Source organism: Streptomyces cyaneofuscatus, from assembly GCF_042718795.1.
Lineage (GTDB): Bacteria > Actinomycetota > Actinomycetes > Streptomycetales > Streptomycetaceae > Streptomyces > Streptomyces cyaneofuscatus_A.
In genome coordinates this window covers 46293-63638 of the sequence record NZ_JBHXOX010000007.1, presented here as the reverse complement: position 1 = coordinate 63638, position 17346 = coordinate 46293, and the positions used below count along the sequence as shown (strand labels likewise).

12 protein-coding genes are annotated in these 17346 nt (G+C 73.5%); 3 read left to right on the top strand and 9 right to left on the bottom strand.

Features of this window, described 5'->3' with window-relative positions:
- The first annotated feature begins 64 nt into the window (after window positions 1-64).
- The 3 genes from ACFWRT_RS09220 (at window position 65) to ACFWRT_RS09210 (ending at window position 2794) form a co-directional block, all read left to right on the top strand.
- On the top strand, window positions 65-1543 hold the full coding sequence (locus tag ACFWRT_RS09220; RefSeq protein WP_380951614.1) for a hypothetical protein: 1479 nt from the start codon (window positions 65-67) through the stop codon (window positions 1541-1543).
- A 113-nt stretch (window positions 1544-1656) separates the two neighbouring features.
- Window positions 1657-1986, top strand: a complete 330-nt coding sequence (locus ACFWRT_RS09215) for a hypothetical protein (protein ID WP_380951613.1) — start codon at window positions 1657-1659, stop codon at window positions 1984-1986.
- Between the two features lies 1 nt (window position 1987).
- Window positions 1988-2794 (top strand): inositol monophosphatase family protein, encoded by an 807-nt coding sequence (locus ACFWRT_RS09210; protein WP_381121249.1) that lies wholly within the window; start codon window positions 1988-1990, stop codon window positions 2792-2794.
- An 18-nt stretch (window positions 2795-2812) separates the two neighbouring features.
- Here ACFWRT_RS09210 and ACFWRT_RS09205 read toward each other — a convergent pair whose 3' ends face one another.
- The 9 genes from ACFWRT_RS09205 to ACFWRT_RS09165 form a co-directional block, all read right to left on the bottom strand.
- Complete coding sequence (locus tag ACFWRT_RS09205; protein WP_380951611.1) at window positions 2813-4147, bottom strand: protein kinase domain-containing protein; 1335 nt, start codon at window positions 4145-4147, stop codon at window positions 2813-2815.
- Entirely contained in the window at window positions 4144-5043 is a 900-nt protein-coding gene (locus ACFWRT_RS09200; protein ID WP_380951610.1) for a protein phosphatase 2C domain-containing protein, read from the bottom strand. Before ACFWRT_RS09200 ends, ACFWRT_RS09205 begins: the two co-directional genes overlap by 4 nt.
- Window positions 5040-5702 carry a vWA domain-containing protein gene (locus ACFWRT_RS09195; protein WP_380951670.1) on the bottom strand — a complete coding sequence of 221 codons (663 nt, stop codon included), beginning with the start codon at window positions 5700-5702 and terminating at the stop codon, window positions 5040-5042. Before ACFWRT_RS09195 ends, ACFWRT_RS09200 begins: the two co-directional genes overlap by 4 nt.
- A 118-nt stretch (window positions 5703-5820) precedes the next feature.
- A complete protein-coding gene (locus tag ACFWRT_RS09190; RefSeq protein WP_380951609.1) occupies window positions 5821-5967 on the bottom strand; it encodes a hypothetical protein in 147 nt (48 codons plus the stop codon).
- Between the two features lie 61 nt (window positions 5968-6028).
- Window positions 6029-7678: a TRAFAC clade GTPase domain-containing protein gene (locus tag ACFWRT_RS09185; RefSeq protein WP_380951608.1), complete on the bottom strand. Its 1650-nt coding sequence runs from the start codon at window positions 7676-7678 to the stop codon at window positions 6029-6031.
- Window positions 7675-10347, bottom strand: coding sequence for a GTPase-associated protein 1-related protein (locus ACFWRT_RS09180; RefSeq protein WP_380951607.1), 2673 nt, complete (start codon window positions 10345-10347; stop codon window positions 7675-7677). The genes ACFWRT_RS09185 and ACFWRT_RS09180 overlap by 4 nt, the downstream gene beginning before the upstream one ends.
- 32 nt (window positions 10348-10379) lie before the next feature.
- Window positions 10380-11645 carry a TRAFAC clade GTPase domain-containing protein gene (locus ACFWRT_RS09175; RefSeq protein WP_380951606.1) on the bottom strand — a complete coding sequence of 422 codons (1266 nt, stop codon included), beginning with the start codon at window positions 11643-11645 and terminating at the stop codon, window positions 10380-10382.
- Between the two features lies 1 nt (window position 11646).
- Window positions 11647-13947 (bottom strand): hypothetical protein, encoded by a 2301-nt coding sequence (locus ACFWRT_RS09170; protein ID WP_380951605.1) that lies wholly within the window; start codon window positions 13945-13947, stop codon window positions 11647-11649.
- Window positions 13948-14102: 155 nt separating this feature from the next.
- Window positions 14103-17147 (bottom strand): 3-keto-alpha-glucoside-1,2-lyase-like domain-containing protein, encoded by a 3045-nt coding sequence (locus ACFWRT_RS09165; protein ID WP_380951604.1) that lies wholly within the window; start codon window positions 17145-17147, stop codon window positions 14103-14105.
- Window positions 17148-17346 lie beyond the last annotated feature (199 nt).

Below are 17346 nucleotides of genomic sequence, written 5' to 3'. Positions count from 1 at the left end.
GCCGTTGTGTAGAAGACTGTGGGGGGGGGCGCGCCGGACCGGGCGCGCCGGAAGGGGGGAAGCGATGCGGCAGGTGCCCAATCTGCCCACGTACGACAAGGACGCGACCACCAGACTGCTCTGCTCGTCGGTGCACCTGGACGACGCGTTCGCCCGGTACGCGCACCAGGAGCTCTCGGGGGACCGTCTCACCGCGACCGGCCTGCCGCTCGGGGTGAACCTGCTGGCCCTGGCCCGCCACGCGAGCCGCGCGACCCGGCGGACCGACCTGCGCGACCGCAGGCTGGCCTGGCTCTGCGCGGTGTGGTGGCTCGCCGTGCTGAGCGTGATCGGCGGCCTGGTGAGCGGTGCGCCCGGCCTGGCGGAGGCGGCCTTCGCCGTGCTGCTGCTCGTGGTCGGCTGCGCCTGGTGGCTGGTGCACCGGGCCGAGACCCAGGCCCGCGCCGATGCCGTCGCCGTGCGCTACTTCGCCGTCCGCCCCCAGGATCTCGCGCCCGAGATGGCGGACGAGGCCGAGCGGCGGCTGCGCGGGCTGCGGCGCCCGAACATGGTGCCGTACACGCAGAGCGCCGAGCGGCACAATCCGTTCGTCGGCAGCGGGGACAAGATCAAGGAGACGGTCTGGCAGCCGATCGACATCAGCCGCCCCGCCGACGCCCCCGGCGGCGGCAAGGCGACCCTGGTCCCCTTCGATGCCGTCGACCTCCACACGTACCTGGCGCGGGAGTTGGGCAATCTCGCCGGTCTCGAAGGGCTGCGGCCACAGAACCGGCTCTACGTGCTCGGCCCCCAGGTCTTCTACCTCGGTGACGACGTGCTGCCCGACCGGCTGCGGCCGCCCAAGAGCGAGATCCCGTCGCCGTTCGTCAAGGCGGGGCTGCTGAAGCCCGGCGCGGGGATGCGGACCTATCTCAGCCTGGAGCGGGTCGGCGAGGGCGGCCGGGTCATCGTCTCCATGCACCTGCGGGCCCGGCTCCAGCACCCCAGCCTCTCCTGGGAGGTCGCGGCCTACTGCATCCCGCCGCTGCACGCCCGCTACTACGGCGCGGACTACCTCCCGCGCGACGGGTTCGAACGCTGGTGGAGCCTGGTCCGGTTCGCCACCTCGCACACCTGGTCCGGGCTGGTTGGCGCCCCCGGGCGGATCGGCCGCCGCAACGCCGAGCACAAGCGGCGCGCCCGCGAGCTGGAGAAGGCGCGCAAGGAGATCACCAAGAAGCACGCGCTGTACGACTACGGCACCACGGACAGCCTGCGGGAACGGGTCGCCTCCTGGGACCAGTTGGGCCACTCCGAGCGCACCGACTCGCAGGACTTCCTGCACCGGCTCCAGCAGGGCGTGCTCATCGCGACCGAGCGGTTCCTGAAGGACCACAACGTGGACACCAGCTCCTTCGACCAGGCCCAGCAGGTCATCAACACCCAGACGTACAACATCTCCGGCGACATCACCGGACCCGCCAACATCGGCAACAACGGCCAGATCTCCGCCGCTTACGGGCAGGGAGCCCAGGCCCCGGCGGCCGCAGGCCCCACCCCATGAGCCCCACGCTCTGAGCCCCATGCCCTGAGCCGGACGCCTTGAGCCGGACGCCTTGGGCCCAACGCCTTGAGCCTGGCGCCTTGAGCCCGCACCCGCCGATCACCAGGAGCGACATGAGCACGTACAACTTCCACGGCGACATCTCAGGACCGAGCAACTTCGGCGACCACGGAAAGATCGAGGTCACCTACGGCACACCCCCGGCCGAGGCGCTGAAGCTGGCCGCCGACCTCGTCCAGCTCGTCCGCCAGGAGGCGGTGCGGCCGGAGCTCGCGGCGCAGGCGGAGATCGTGCGCGGTGAGCTGGTCCGGGCGGGGGAGGAGGGGCGCCCCGCCGACCAGGGGCGGATCCGGCAGGCGCTGGAGACGCTGACGGTGGGGCTCGCGGCGGGCAGCGGCGGGATCGCCCTGGCCCAGGAGATCGGCCGGCTGGTGGGGCTCTGAGATGGTGCTTGCCGATGTCGACGTCGCGACAGCGGGCGCGCGGGCCGGTGCCGAGGTGGTCCGCTCCCTGTACGGGCGGCGGCTCGACCGTATCGACAAAGGGGCGGGGGACTTCGCCACCGCCGCCGATGTGGAGGCCGAGAAGGCCATCCTGGAGGTCCTCCGCGCCGCCCGGCCCGGTGACGCGGTGCTGGGCGAGGAGGGCGGGCAGCAGGGGGCCGGTCCTGCCGAGGCCGTACGCCAGTGGCTGGTGGACCCCCTGTGCGGCACGCTGAACTACGCCGTCGGCAACCTCCTGGTCGCCGTCAACGTGGCGCTGCGCGGTGGGGCGGCGGCGGTGGCCGACCCGTTCGCCGGGGAGGTCTACTTCACCGACGGGGAGACCGCCCACGTACGGCGGGAGGGTGCCGGTGACGCGCTGCTGGCACCCACCTCCGCCACCCGGCTGGTGGACGTCAACCTCGATCCGCCGTTCCCGGGCGCGCCGGGGTTCCGGGCCGTGGAGCTCCTGGCCCAACCCCGGTTCGCCGGACACTTCCGGCCGCGCGTCGTCTCCACGACCCTCGCGCTGGCCTGGGTCGCGGCCGGGAAGCGCGCCGCGTACGTCACCGACGGCGGCGACCTCTCCGGGAGCGTGCACTTCGCCGCCGGTATCGCGCTGTGCCGGGCAGCGGGGTGCGTGGTCACCGGGGTCGACGGCGCCCCGGTCGGCGAGGGCGCCTTGGGCGGTGGCGGCGGCCACGGGCTGGTGGCCGCCGCCGACGAGGAGACGCATGAGCTGCTGATGTCGATGATCCGCGGCGGCTGAAGTGCGTTCACCCCGGGGCTACTTCGCGTGGACCGCCGCCTGCGCCCCGCCGAGGTCGAGCCGCAGGCCCGCCCGGAGCGGGACCGTCTGGCCCGGGGCGATCTCCTGCGAGGTGCCGTCGGAACGCGTCCCCGTCCAGGTGGTCGACGACCGGTTGGCCAGCCCGAACTTCCCGGGTCTGCTCGGGTGTTCGGTCAGCTCCGCCACCAGCGTGGCGTCGCTGTAGTCGTGCCGGGACGGCTCCGGCGCCAGGTGGTGCTCGTGCACCCGGGCGTCCCGCCGCAGCCGGACATGGCGCTCGGAGCGGGGCAGCGGCGTGATGATGCTCAGCCGGGGCGGCAGGATCAGCGAGCTGCCGCAGGACCAGCACGTCCCCGCCGTGGTCGCGGCGGGCTGCGTCATGTTCTGGCGGCCGCAGTCGGCGCAGTCCACGATGGCGTCCAGGACCGAGCGCAGGGCGTCCCGCCACTGCGACTCCCGCACCCGGGCGGTCGGCTGGTGCAGGCCCACGGTGAAGTTGTGCGTGAACAGGTCCTGGAGCACCGGGGGAGCCGCCGCCCAGGTGTGCAGGACGGTGGACTGCTCGACGGGGTCGGGGGCGTTCGCCTGGTCGGCGGGGTCGAAGACGAACAGCGGCTGCTTCCCGTACAGCCGCTTCTCCGCCGCCTCGTCCAGGCAGTGAATCTCCAACTCCCGCTTGCCCTTCAGCGGGTGATGGTTCATCAGCAGCATGAACAGCAGCACCGACAGCGAGTGGAGGTCGGACTGGGTGCCGGGCCTGGCCCCCTGCTCGCCGCGCACCAGCTCGGGCGCCATGAACTCCATGGTCCCCGAGATGCCGGTGGCGTCCCCCTCGACCACGGCGTTGTCGTTGTCGCAGACCAGGACGTCGCCGGTGGCCGGGTCGAAGAAGATGTTGCCCCAGGAGATGTCCCGGTAGGCGATCCCCCGCGAGTGCAGGGCCTGGTAGGCCTCCACCGTGTAGAGCGCGGCGGCCAGCAGAGCGCGCGGCGTGGTCCGCATCCTGCGGCGGAAGAGGTCGGGCAGCCCCTTGAACCGGTCCGGCCGCAGGTCCATAAGATAGCCGAACGCGCTGCCTGTCCCCGACGGTACGTACGCCGTCGGCCACAGGAACCGGTCGTCGTCGAAGTCCCGGGTGACCAACTCCCTGACGATGTCGGACTGCTCGGGCGTCGCACAGGACGGGTAGTACCACTTCAGGGCGCGTTCGCCGGACGCGGTCGCCACCCGGTACACCTCCCCCTGACCGCCGGCGCCGAGCATGTCGATGACGCGGACGGACTCCCCGTCGTCAGCGGTGAGGAGCGTTCCTCCGTCGAGCATGCCGGTCATGCGTCACTCCGTGGTCTGTCTGCCGCGGCGCCGTGGTCCGCCGCGTCGGGGCCGGGTCGCCGGGCGGCGACCAGGGTCGTGTCGTCGCCGGAGTAGCGGGCCGCCTCGGCCAGCCACCCGGGCAGGGCGTCGCGTACGTCGTCGGGGCCGCCGTCCTTCGCGAGGCGCTGTTCGAGCCCGGCCATGAACTGGGCGAAGCCCTCGTCGGAGGCGAAGCTCTTGGAGAGCCCGTCGGTGGACAGGGCGACCAGCCGCGGGGTGCGGTCCCGAGCGACGACCGGCGCCCAGTGCACCCGGACCATCTTCCAGGCCTGCCGGCTGCACAGGGACTCCGTCTCGTCGCCGAGATCCGCCTCCACGGGGGCCAGCGGCAGCGCGATCGCCCCGTCGGCCCCGATCACCGTCAGCTCACCGTCGCCGAGCTGCCAGGCCGCGAACACCTGCGGGGTGAGCACCGCACCGACCAGCGTCGCCCCGTACAGCAGCAGCTTCCGCCCCTTGTGCGGTGGCTCGGCCGCCGGGTTCACCGTCTCCGGGTAGCGGTCCCAGTGCGCGAGCACCTGCTCCTGCCAGGCGGCCACCAACTGCCGGGGCAGCTCGTTGCGCGCGTAGTTCATCAGCCAGCTCAGGCTGTGCGTCGGCCCCTCCGGGCCCTCGGAGCGCGCCAGTTCGGCGAACCTGCGGGCCTGGACGGCGAACAGGTCCACCGCGCACCGCGCCCCGATATGGCTGCGGGCGTGCGCCGCCGAACCATGGCCGTCCGCCACCGCGAGGATCAGCGGATCGGCCTGGGACCCGGACCCCTCGGTGACGTACCAGTCCTGGTTGATCTGCTTGTTGACCCCCTGCACGCTGTGTTCGAGCGTCTCCCACAGCGGCCGTTCAGGAGCGCTCACCAGACGTCGTCATCGTCGTCGTCCAACTGCGGCGGCGCGTAGGGCGGTTGCTTCACCGTGGCGTCGGTGGGGGCCGCCACCGGCTGGGACGCTGCCTTGACCGCGGCGGTCGAGGCCCAGCGGATCGCCGCCGCCAACTGCTTGGGGCTGTTGGCGTCCAGCGGCTGGAGCTCGGGGTTGCCCAGGAACTCCTGGAGCACGCCGCGGTCCGCGTCCGCCCCGATCGCGATGGCCACCCGCACGGCCTTCCTGCCCCACGGGGTGGCGTCCAGCGCCCGCAGGCCCGACTTCCAGTCGTCGGTCGGCACCCCGTCGGAGACCAGCGCCAGCACCGGCTTCAGGGCCCGCTGCGGCATCGGCGGGGTCTGGAACTCCCGGGAGACCACCTCCAGCGCCTCACCCAGGTTGGTCATGCCGTCGACCTGGACGTCCTGCCAGGTGAAGTCGTCCACCGGTACCGGGTCCTTGTGATGCCACCGCGCCTCCGTGGAGAACGTCAGCGTCCGCAGCAGGAGTTGGGCCGCCGGGTTGTCGTGCGCCACCGACCGCATCTCGGGAACGGCCTCCCGGATCGCGTAGTTGAGCTGTCCGATCTTCTCGCCCTGCATGGAATAGGAGCAGTCCAGCAGCCAGATGAAGTGGACCGGCCGGTTCGCCATGGGACCGCCGGGGATGTCACTCACTCGAAGCCCTCCTTCTGATGGTGTGTGATGCGTGGTGCTGTCGGCGTGCGGTTGCCGTGCTGTCGTGGTGCCGTCGAGGAGACGCGCGGTGCCGTCAATCGCTCAGCCATCCGGTCAGCAGCTCTCCGAGGTTCGCCAAGCCCCAGGCCAGGAGCCCGGCGAGCGTGAGCACGGAGGCGATGACGAACAGGGTGAGGAGCAGCCGACGCCCTCGCGCGATGTTCGGTGTGACGACCGGCATGGGCGTGGACCGTCCCTCTCTTCTCGGACGTGACCGACCTTAACGACCACGTCAGGCTCCGTCAGTTGGTTGAACGATCTTGTACGGGGGCATCGCGCGGACCGGGCACGGACGGGGCGGCTCGCGCAGCCCCAGGGTCCCCGTACGAGCCCTCGGAGAGCAGCTTGCCGACCCGCAGGCCCGTGCGGGCCAGAATCCACAACACCGCCTCCGCCGCCCGCCGCTGCTCGCTCACCAGGGGGCCCGTACCGGTGGCCGCGTACGCGCTGAGCGCCCAGTACCGCCGGGTCCGGAAGCGGTGCCCCAGGTCCCGGACGAGCGGGTCCAGACCGATCGTGGCCAGCCAGGGGCCGATCCCCGTCGCGGGCACCCGCAGGCGGTCGATCCGGTCGAGCACATCCCGCTTGGTGACCACGACCGCCAGCGGCAGCCGGCCGCGCCGGCGCTGTCCGGCCAGCGCCGAGAGCTCGCCGGTGAACGTCTGGTACGTCTGCCACGGCCCCGGCTCCGAGGGGTTGGCCGCCCGCGCCAGCTCCTCCTCGGCGGCCGTGAGGGACCGGCGTACCTGGGGCTCGGCCAGGACGTCGACGACCAGGACCACCCCGTCCGCGTGGGCCAGATACTCCTGGCGGCGCGTGGAGTCCACGTCGTACAGCGACTCGCCCATCGGGTCGTAGAGGTAGAGCAGCCGGCGCCTGCGGCGGTGGGTGACCCGCAGCATCAGGGCCCGGGGCTGGCCGCCCTGGGTCTTGCGCACCCAACCGTCCTGCTTGAGCTGCCCGTTGAGGTCCACGATGTCCCGCCGGTCGTCGTCCGTCGCGAACTCGACCTTCAGCGGGCTGTGTCCGGTGCTCGCGTGCAGCCCGGTGACCGCCGCCGCCATCAGCATCGTCTTGCCCGAGGAGGTCCCGCCGATCACCGGCACGTGCACGATCCGCAGCCGCCCGATCCCGGCCGGGAGCGACCGGTCGCAGTGCGGGCACTCGACCGCGAGCCGGTCGCGGCCGGCCAGGGAGACGGTGGTGAGCCGGCGCCCGCACGAGCAGACGTGCCACAGCGCGCCGAACCGGCCCGGCCGCAGCTCCCGGTGGGCCCTGCTACAGCCCGGGCAACGGTGCACGGCGAGCGGGAACGCCTGGTAGCAGCCCGGATAGGGGCACTTCATCCGGACCCGCCGCACCAGCGCCCCGGCCCGGTCCGCCCCGCGCAGGACGGCGACCCCGGCCACCGCCACGAGCAACACCAGGGCCACCAGCAGCCACAGCACGAGGTGGACCAGCACCAGGACCGCCGAGGCGAGGAGCGCCCCGGTGATCGCCCCGAGCGCGGTGCCGGGGGCCAGGAGGCGGACCACGCAGCGGGCGATCCAGTGGTCGAAGCGGTAGCCGGTGGACGGCTGGCGGCCGGTGAACATGCGGCGGGCGGTGACCGCCATCCAGCGGCCCAGCAGCCGGTGCCGTACGGCCGAGGCGGCGGCCCGGGTGGAGGTGTACGTGTCCACCCACATGAGCTGCGACCAGTACGCGCGCTGCACGGGCTCGGTCCCGACGGGCGGGATACGGGGGTCGGGTGTGCCGGGCGTCCGGGGCCGGAGCGCCTGCCCGGAGGCGCGCAGCGCCAGCGCGAGGAACTCCCAGAACGCGCGGAACAGGCACACGCCCGCCCAGACGGCCACCGTCAGCCAGGCCGCCGCCGAGAGAAGCCCGCTCATCGGCTGCCCCCGTCCCGGTACCGGTCGCCGGAATCAGGGCCAGGACCAGGACCTGAGCCCGGGCCGGCGCCAGGACCGGAACCGGAACCGGAACCCGGGCCGAAGCCGAAGCCGAAGCCCGAACCGGAACCGGAACCCGCGCCGGAGCCTCGGCGGCGGGCGGCGGCCTTGCCCGGGCGGCTGTCCCGGCCGCCGAACCGCAGCCCGAGCCGGCCCAGCGCTCCCGGCCGGTTCCAGGCGCGGAAGTCCTCCGCGTGCCGGGCGCCCCGCTTGGCGAGGGCCGCTTCGACGGCGGCCAGCTCCTCGGCGGCCAGCGCCCGAGCGGCCGGCCGTAGCACTCCGTCCAGCAGGGAACCCCGGACCTTGGCCCAGGCGCCGCCTGCCTGAGGATGGGCGTTCCAGTCGATGAACCGGTCCGCGAAGTAGCGGGGGTCGCGGAGGAGTTGGCTGTGGACCGCGTCCTCGCGGGCGGCCCGCTCATAGGCCGCGCAGAGCTCGGCGTCGCCGCTGCGGATCAGGTCGTCCAGCTCTCGGCCCGCCCCGGGATCGGTCAGCAGCCGCCGGACGATGCGGCCGCAGACGTGCTCCTGCACCGTCGGATTCAGCGGTTCGGCGGCCCGGCTCAGGCCGAGGTACCGGTCCACCCAGCCGGGTCCCGCGCCGCCCGCCCGCAGGTCCCGCGCGAACTCCAGCAGCAGGAGCGCCGCCCGGTCGCGGGGCGCCACCTGCGTACCGAAGGCCGCGAGGAGCTCGTGTGCGAGCTCGTCCGCGTGCGGGTCCCCCGGCCGGCCGTTCAGCGCCGCCGTGACCAGGAAGGGCCACGTCTCCGCCGGGCGGTGGACGTCGGCCCCGGTCTCGGCGAGGACGTACCGGGCCTCCGCCGGCGTCGGTGTGCCGGCCCCCCACACCAGGCGGAAGGCGACGCGCAGGAGCGGCGGATGGGCGAAGACGGAGACCCGGGCCGCCTCCAGTACGGCATGCAGCTCAGCGTTCCGGTCGCCGCCCGCGCCTCCGGCCGGGCCACGCGCCTTCCAGCCGCACATGCGCAGATACGGCAGCGGCTCCCGGCTCTCCAGCTCCACCGGAGCGCGCTCCAGCAGCACGGTGACCGAGGCGGGACCGGCCAGGGCCGCCGCGTCCAGCTCCCGCAGCAGGGCGGTGTGCAGGTCGGGCCGGTCCGTCAGTGTCTCGTGGAGCTCACCTCCGTACGCGGACGGATCGGCCAGCAGCGCTGCCACCAGCCGGTGCGCGAGCGGGGCGAGGAGGTCGGAGCAGTCCACCGCGAGGAGACCGGCCACCCGCAGCAGCCGTAGCGGACGCGCGAAGCCGTCCGCCGGGTCCGCGATCCCGGTCCGCAGCTCGGGGCCCAGCTCGGCCGCCAGGTGCCGGGCCACCTCGTCGGTCAGCGCTCCGCGCTCGGGCGGGCGTACCGGCTCGGCCGAGCGGACGGCGGCGGTGAGCAGGCGGGCGGCGAGCGGTGCGGCGGTCTCCGGCCGCAGGTTCGCGCCGACCCGGGCGAACAGCTCGGCCAGGGCGGCGGTCTCGGCCGCCGGTACCGCCGCTTCCCGCCGGGGCGCCGTCTCCGGCCGGGTTGCCGCCAGGGTCTGTACGAGCCCGTCCAGCTCCTGCTCGCCCAGCTCGGCGGGGTGTTCGCACGCCCACCGGGCCGCCGCCGTGCGGTGCGACGACGGCAGGTCGATCCCGGCGCACAGGGCGAGGGCGGACAGGGCTCCCGCCGAGAACGGCTCTCCGGGGAGGCGGTGGGCGTGCTGGAAGAATTCGAAGGCACCCGCCGACCAGATGCCGGCGGCGGCCACCGCCCAGGGCGCCGGTTCCGATCCGTCAGGTCCGGACGCCGATCTGTCAGGTCCGGGCGCCGACCCGTCGGGCCCGGACGCCGGCCCGTCCGGGGCGGGCGGCGGGGCGGAACAGTCGTGGACCCGGTAGCGGCGCCCCGAACCGGCGAGCCCGTGCGCGTCGTCCGGCAGCACGCCGACGATCCGCTGCCCGGCGAGGTGCGGGCGCCGGGTGTACGTGGTGAACGTCAGCCGGTGGGCGGCCTCCCGGGGGAGCGCCGCGCTCGCCAGGGCCACCCAGCGGGCCACATCGGCGCTGTCCCGCTCCACGAGGACGACCTGCGGCGCCGTCTCGTCCTCGGCCTGGCGCTGGAGGTCGGTGAAGACGGCGGCCAGCCAGGGCGCCCGGGAGGCGGCGAAGGCGATCAGTCCGGCCGGGTCCAGCAGGGTGGAGGGCGGCAGCGCGGCCAGGGCCGGCGGCGTGCCCCCCTCCGGGCTCGTCGCGGCCCACCCGGGGGACTCCCAGGCGCTGACGGGCAGCGCCCCGTCCGGCAGGTGCCGTCCCGGGGCCAGATGCACGGCATGGGCGTGGAAGTTGCCCCAGCGGCCGCTGTAGTCGGCGCCCGTGTAGACCGTACGGGCCAGCAGCCGGCTGCCGTCGGACAGCTCGCTGTAGCTGAACGCCCTGGGGAAAGCGTCGAGTTCGGCGGGGGAGGGGCGCGAGGGGGCGTTGCGCGGCGGCTCGTAGCCGATGAGCTGTTCGGCCTCCCGGAGGACCGACTGCGGCAGCCCCGGGGTGAGCGCGGTGAAGCGGAACCCCGAGCCGTCCGGGCCGGGCGGCGCCGAGGTGTAGTGCAGCTGTCCCAGGCTCATGCGTCGGCCTTCCCCGTACGGTTCTCCCAGGCTCATGCGTCGGCCTTCCCCGTACGGTTCTCCTTCTGGCCCTCCGGCCGGCTCCTGCGCACCGGGACCAGACCGCGCCGCCCCAGCAGCCACAGCAGCGGATCCTCCACCCGCAGCGGCTGCGGACCCGACTTCGGGGCGTCGGCCGGTGCGTCGGCGGGCGGCGGTGCGCCCAGCGCGGAGAGGCCGAAGTACGACAGCTCCGCGAAGTCGTTCTCCAACTGGCGGCAGAGCACCCCGGAGTCCCAGTCGCTCAGCAGGGAGCGCAACTCCTCGTGCACGGCCAGCCGGTCGTCGTCGTCCAGTTCGCCGCCGGTGTGGGCGGCGTTGCGCAGCAGCGGCGAGTGCGGCCCCAGCAGTGCCCGCAGCGCGTCCGTCTTCGTCACGGCGACGGCCATCGGTGTGGTGACCCGGCCCCGCGACACACTCCGTCCGTGGGAACGGAGTTGGGCGGCCAGGTCGGAGGCGATCTGCTGCGGGGACGTCTCGACGGCGGGCAGCGGCGGCCCGTCGGCGGAGGCGCTGCGGTCCCGTACCGAACCCATCTGGAGCGGGTCGACGAGCAGGATGATCCCGTCGGCGGCGGCCAGGTACTGGGTGTAACGGGCCATCGCCTCCGCGCTCTTGAGGTCCTCGCCCGCCGCGTCGAAGAAGACCAGCGTGGTGTGCCTGCTGCCCTTGGCGTACCGGCCCCGGCGCGGCACGCTCAGCCGGTAGAGCAGCGGGTCGTTGAAGCCCATCGCGGCCGGACGTGTCGTGTCCGGGAGCCGCAGCCGCTCGTACAGGTCCTCCTCCATCTCCCGGTCGCGGCGCTGCGTTTCGGCCCCCATGGCGGGCAGCGAGATGGTGTACTCCCGGCCCACCCGGCCCCGCAGTTCGTTGACGAGCACCGAGACGTAGGTGCTCTTCCCGGAGGCCTTGGCGCCTACCAGGGCGATGATGCGGCTGTCCTGGTCGCAGTACTCGCTGGGGAAGTCGTTGTGGCAGCCACGGCAGACCCGTACCGAGGTGGCCACTCCGCACCGTGGGCACGGCTGCCGGGCAGAGGGGGAGCGCAGGGCCGAGAGACTGCGGGGCGCGGGGAAGACCGGGCCGCGCAGCCGCCGGGACGGTGGCAGGCTCGGACCCATGAAGTCGGCCCATACGTCGTCGGGTTCGGCGTCGCACGGGGTGCCGCCGCGTACCCCGGTGGCCATCATCAGACAGCGGTAGGGCAGGCGCGCGGCCGGTGCGCGGTCGAAGCAGTAGGGACAGATGACAGTCGTCATGTCAGCGCACCACCAGGGTCGTGGGAGAGGGTTCGTCGAGGCGTATGTCGGCGGCCCCTTCGCCGAGGAGGAAGCCGCGCAGGGCGTACGGGGGCCGGAGGCCGGCGGGCACGGGCAGTTCGACGGGGTTGCCGGGGCTCAGGGTGCCGCCGCCGACCCGGAGCAGGGTCGTGCCGTCCGTGGGGGTGCGCGGCCGGACCGGGTCCCGGCCGGTGCCCGGCCTGGCCACCAGGACGAACTCCGGCAGATCGGGCGGGACTTCACCCGGGCAGGACAGGGTGACCCGCAGCAGCGAGGGCCCGCGCCGCAGCGCCCGGCGGGCACCGGGGACGATGCGGTAGCTGACGGCGATGTCGGCGGGCACCCGGACCGCGCCGCCCGGCGGGGGCACGACCACCGCGTCCGGCGTCCGGGGTGCGGCGGACAGGGTGAGCGAGAACGCGGAGGGCGCCACGTCCACGTACAGCCCCTCCCGTACGTAGGTGCTGCGGGCCACCACCCGGTGCACGGTGCTCGCACCGTCCTGCTCCACGGTGGCCGCGACCTCGCCCGCCTCCCCCGGCCAGTCGAACGTGACCCGGGCCCGGCCCCCGCCCACCCGCTCCACCCGGGCCCCGGCCACAGCGGGCGGACACTCGACGACGAGACCCGGCCCCGCCACCGCGCGCGGGCCGAGCGCGGCCAGGGCGGACACCCGGGTGACCGAGCCCGGGGGCGGCACCAGACCGCCGCCCGCCGCCGTCTTCCAGGGCAGCGGGGCGGGCCAGGGCCGCGCCGGGTCCTCGGTCAGCTCGGCCCCCGGTTCCGGTGGGCCGGCGGGCCAGGAGACGAGGCGTACGTCGGCGTCCTGCCCACCGCTCCAGGTGAACCGGACGGCCCCGTGGGCGGCGGTGGCGTCGAGCCGGTCCACCGGGGCGGGCCAGGGATCGACGGAGACGGGGTGCTCCGCCCCCGCCGACTCGATGGCGGTCCCGTCCGGCGACCGGTAGCGGCAGCGGAGGCGGAGCACGTACGCGCCGACGCCCAGACCGGTCGCGGTCAGCGCCCCCGTACGCACGACGACATCGCCCACCGGGCCCCCGGGGCCGTCGAGTCGAACGCGTACGCCCAGCGCACCCGACGGCTCGGTCCAGGTGGCCTCGATACGGCCCCGGCCCGTGGTGGACCGCAGCCCCGACACGTCCGGGGCGACGAGCAGCACGTCCGAGACGACGGGCGGGCCGTCGATCCGGCCGTCCCGCAAAGGTAGGGCGGCGTAGCGGACCTCGTGGCCGAACGGGGGGCTGTGATCCACCCAGCCGCCCGACGGGGAGGCGTCCGTGATCTCGGCGATCCCGGTGGGGCCGCCCGGCACGCGGGTCAGCCGCAGGACCCGGGTGCCGTTCACCGCGTCGGCGGCCGGGGGCGCGGGGGAGAGCGCCACGGTCACGCTCTCGGGTGCGGGGGAGAGGGCCACGGCCACGCTCTCGGGTGCGGGGCGGACGGCCAGCACCTCACCGACCCCGGCGCCCTCGGCATCCTCCGCTTCCGGGCCCGCACCGCCCCCCGGCCGGTGCAGCCGTACCAGGCCGAGCAGGGCGCGGGGGCAGTCCGAGGCCAGGCGGGCGGCCCGGAGTGTGCGGTCCTCGGCCGCCCGCGCATCGCCCGTCCGCTCGGCGTCCCGCGCCGCGTCGAGGGCGTCGTCGGCCTCCTTCACCCGCTCGGCGATCTCCGCCAGCCGTCGGCGCAGCAGCGCGTCGCCCCCGCCGCCCGCCGGAAGCAGGGCCGCAAGCCCGGCGGCGCGCCGCACCTTCCCGTCGGCCCACGCGTCCGCCAACTCCTCCACCGCACGCCGCTGTTGCTTATCCAGCCGCAGGTGGGCGGCGGCCACGCGGACGAGGGGGCCCGCCTCCTGCGGACAGACCCCGAGCGCGACGGCGGTCGCGGGGTCGGCGCCCTGCGGGTGGGCGTGGAGGAGTTCGACGAGCTGGTAGAGGAGGATGCGGCGCAGGGCGGCGGGATCCTGGAGCTGCACCGCCTCAAGCTGGGCGAGGAGCGGCCCGTACGCCCCACCGCGCGCGGCGCCGATCCGACGCAGCCGGTCGGCGCCGATGTGCTGCCGGCGGCGCGCGCCACCCTCCTCGAAGACTCCGTCGAGCACCCACAGCACCCGCCCGCGCTCGACCAGCGCGTCCCCGATGTGCCGTAACCCCAGGGCCCGTTGCCGAGCGACCAGCCGGCCGTACCCCGTGACGAGCGGGGAGAGCGGCAGCCCGCGCAGGGCACGGCGCAGCCCGAGGTTGTGCCCGAACTCCAGCCCCACCGTGCGCCCCCGTGCTCACCACTCGTGCTCCCACCACCTATCCCAGCAGATCCGGGGCCCGCGCGACGGCGTTTCGCCATGTTGCGGCCCGAGCGGGACCGGCAAAGGGGCGGCGGCCCGAAGCGGCCGCCGCCCCACTCATGGCCCTCCGTCCCTTACGTCAGCGGCTCCACCCACACATTCCGGTACTTGATCTTGCTGCCGTGGTCCTGGAGCTTGATCGCCCCCGCCGTCGCGGCCTCGGCCGCTCCGCCGCCGGTCGGGCCGTCGACCGCCACGTCGTCGTGGACGGTGACGCCGTTCCAGACGACGCTGATCCGCGCGTCCTCCGTCTTGTTGCCGGAGGAGTCGAAGCGGGCCGCGCGGAAGGTGATGTCGTACGTCTGCCAGGTCTCCGGCGCGGTGGCCGCGTTCACGTCCGGGGCCTTCTTCGTGTAGATCGCCCCGGCCTCGTTGTCGGCGAGCGTGTCGTCACCGTACGAGTCCAGGATCTGCACCTCGTACCGCTCCTGGAGGTAGACCCCGCTGTTCGCCCGGTCCTGTCCGGTCACGTCCGGCGGGAGGTTCGGCAGCCGGAACTCCACGTGGACGCGGAAGTCCTCGAACCCCTGCTTCGTCCGCAGATCGCCGTTCCTGATCTCCATCTCCCCGCCGCTCACCGGCCATTCGGGCGTGCGGCCGTCCGGGTGCTGCCAGTTCGCCTGGCCGGTCCCGTCGAAGAGCGGGATGCGGGCGCCCTTGGGGTGGACGGCGATCATGTCGAGGTTCACATGGCCGGTGTCGCCGCTGTCGTAGGAGTACGTGATGGTGTTGCGGCCCTCGGCCAGCTCCAGTTGCTCGTTCTTCGTCGCCCACGTCTTCCAGTCGGTGGTGGAGGCCAGCCTCGTCTGCCGGACCTTCTCGCCGTTGACGTGGAGGCTGATCGTCTTGGTGCCGGGGGCCGGGTTCGGGCCGTTGGAGTAGCGAAGGCCGACGTCGTACGTCCCCGCCTTCTCCGTCCGCACGTCGAAGGTGACCGCCGCACCCTGGTTGCCGAAGTTGTCGACGAAGCCGCCGCCCGAGTAGCCCGCGTGCTCGGTGTCGACGCCCGCGCCGCCGGTGAGGGCCGCCTCCTCCGCCTCGTACAGGGTGGGCGAAGGCTGTTCACCGGGAAGGGAGTTGAGCGTGTACCAGGCCTCCGTGGACCACAGCTCCGTGCCGCTCGCGGAGGAGAAGGGGCGCGGGGAGCGGACGTGGACGACGCGGTTCGCCTTGAGGCCGGGGAGGGCGAGCGTGACCTTCCTGCGGTCCTCGGAGAGCGTCGCCGAGCCGACCTGGAGGGTCTCCTCGTCGATCTTGGGGCCGCCGTACTGAGGGGTGGGCGCGTACGTCCACTGCTCGACCTGGTAGCTCTCTGCGAGCTTCGCCGCCGTCTCGTCCGAGAGCGGCTCGGTGTACTCCAGCTCGAAGCCGCCGGGCTTCGCCCGCATCGCCAGGATGTCGAACGCCTTGTCCCCGCTGGGGGAGAGCTTCTGGAGGCCGTAGTTCAGCTTGCCCTCCTGGCCCCAGTTGCCGCCCGCGCCGAGCCCACCGGCGTAGATCGCGCCGTCCGGCCCCATGCTGATCCGGTTGACGCCTGCCTCCAGACCTTGGGTGAAGCGGAAGACCGCGCCCTGGTACTCGCCGTCGACCTTCTCCAGGTAGGCGCGCTGGATACCGCCGTACGTGACGTCCCCGAACAGCATCTGCCCGGCGAACCGCCCCTCGGTCAACTGCAGAGGTGTGCTGGGCGAGTTGGCTATCTCGTTCTGCGGGAGCCAGAGCACCGGCTTGGTGACCGGCTTCGCGTCGAAGGGGCCGGACGGGTTGGTGTAGTGGTTGAAGAAGCGGTCCTGCTTGACGTGGACGAGCTTCGAGGAGGGCAGCCAGCCGCCCTGGTTGTCCAGGACGAACAGGTCGTTCTCCGGTCCCCAGCCGATGCCGTTGGGCGTGCGGAGTCCGCCGGCGATGTAGTCGACCTTGCCGGTCTCCTTGTTCACCTTGATGGTCGTGCCGCGGTTCTCCGCCGGCTGCGGGTCGGTCGTCGCACCGCCGTAGTCGATCGCCACGGAGAGGTTGAGGTAGAAGTGGCCGTCCCGGTAGAGCAGGCCGAAGGCGAACTCGTGGAAGTTGCCGCCGTACGGCCAGGTGGCCACGGTCCGCAGCTCGTCGGTGACGTCGTCGCCGTCGGTGTCGGTGAGCTCGGTCAGCTCGTGCTTCTGCGAGACGTAGAGCTTTCCGTCGACGGCCTTGATGCCCATGGGCTCCTTGAGCCCCTCGGCGACCTTCTTCGCCTTCACCTGGCCCGGGCCGGTCTCGCCCTGGACGTCGTCGAGGAGGTAGACCTCACCGGTCTCGTTGTCCGTGCCGCCCCAGGTGGTCACGGCGAGGCGGCCGTCCGGCAGCCAGTCCATCGCGGAGACCTGCGGCTCGAAGCCCGCCGGGCGCAGATCGGTGAGCGCGTAGTCCGGGTGGACCTCGTTGAGCGGCAGCCCGTCGCCGGGGGAGTCGAGGGCGCCCTCGCACTCCTTGCGGCCGGGCGCCGTCACCCGTACGACGTCGGCGTCGGTGGACAGCACGGAGTTCGGTACGACGGTGAAGCCACCGGCGCCCGGCGGCTGCCAGGCGAGCGTGACCTGCTGGCCGCCGGTGCGGTCGAAGTGGTCGATACGGAGGGAGTGGTAGCCGGTCGTGAGGGTGACCGTGCCGTCCTTCGGGTCGGCGCCGTGCAACCCGTCGTGGTCGATGACGAGTCGGTCGTCGATCAGCAGCCGCGATCCGTCGTCGCTGGTGAGCCGGAACGTGTACGAACCGCCCTCGGGCACGTCGATGTTGCCCGTCACCTGGGAGACGAAGCGGTCCTCGAAGCCGAAGTCGTCCGCCGCGTCCCAGTCGATCTGCGGCATCAACTTGTCGACGTTCGGCGTCTGGCCCGCCTTGATGTCGCACAACTCGTCCAGAGGCACCTGGACGTCGAAGACGCGGAGGGTCACCCCCGGCTCCTGCGGAGGGAGTTCGGCCGGCGCGGCGGGGGCGGCGGTGGCCGGGACGGCGGAGAAGGCGCCGATGAGGAACGACGAGACCAGCAGACCGGTCAGATGCCTGCGGAACGGTCGGTGCCTGAGGGCGGGGGGTCTGAGGGCGAGGTGTCTGCGGGAGCGGTGGAACGGCCGTGGATGCATTCTTCCTCCTGGCCCCTCGCAGCGAGGGGCACGTCGCGGCGGTGGGTGGGGCCACCCGGCGCCCGGGGGTGAACGGTGCGGCTCGTGCGGGTCGGGCTGGTGTGACCCGGGTGTAACTCCGGCGGGTCGCGACCGAAACAGTAGGAGGCTTCTGCTGACGCCGTCCATACTTCGTCACCACTGTGTTCAAAGTTCGCCG

Excerpts from the sequence above, each read along its gene's own strand:
- ACFWRT_RS09220 (WP_380951614.1), top strand. The coding sequence starts at position 65 with ATGCGGCAGGTGCCCAATCTGCCCACGTACGACAAGGACGCGACCACC.
- ACFWRT_RS09215 (WP_380951613.1), top strand. The coding sequence starts at position 1,657 with ATGAGCACGTACAACTTCCACGGCGACATCTCAGGACCGAGCAACTTC.
- ACFWRT_RS09210 (WP_381121249.1), top strand. The coding sequence starts at position 1,988 with ATGGTGCTTGCCGATGTCGACGTCGCGACAGCGGGCGCGCGGGCCGGT.
- ACFWRT_RS09205 (WP_380951611.1), bottom strand. The coding sequence starts at position 4,147 with ATGACCGGCATGCTCGACGGAGGAACGCTCCTCACCGCTGACGACGGG.
- ACFWRT_RS09195 (WP_380951670.1), bottom strand. The coding sequence starts at position 5,702 with ATGGCGAACCGGCCGGTCCACTTCATCTGGCTGCTGGACTGCTCCTAT.
- ACFWRT_RS09190 (WP_380951609.1), bottom strand. The coding sequence starts at position 5,967 with ATGCCGGTCGTCACACCGAACATCGCGCGAGGGCGTCGGCTGCTCCTC.
- ACFWRT_RS09185 (WP_380951608.1), bottom strand. The coding sequence starts at position 7,678 with ATGAGCGGGCTTCTCTCGGCGGCGGCCTGGCTGACGGTGGCCGTCTGG.
- ACFWRT_RS09180 (WP_380951607.1), bottom strand. The coding sequence starts at position 10,347 with ATGAGCCTGGGACAGCTGCACTACACCTCGGCGCCGCCCGGCCCGGAC.
- ACFWRT_RS09175 (WP_380951606.1), bottom strand. The coding sequence starts at position 11,645 with ATGACGACTGTCATCTGTCCCTACTGCTTCGACCGCGCACCGGCCGCG.
- ACFWRT_RS09165 (WP_380951604.1), bottom strand. The coding sequence starts at position 17,147 with ATGCATCCACGGCCGTTCCACCGCTCCCGCAGACACCTCGCCCTCAGA.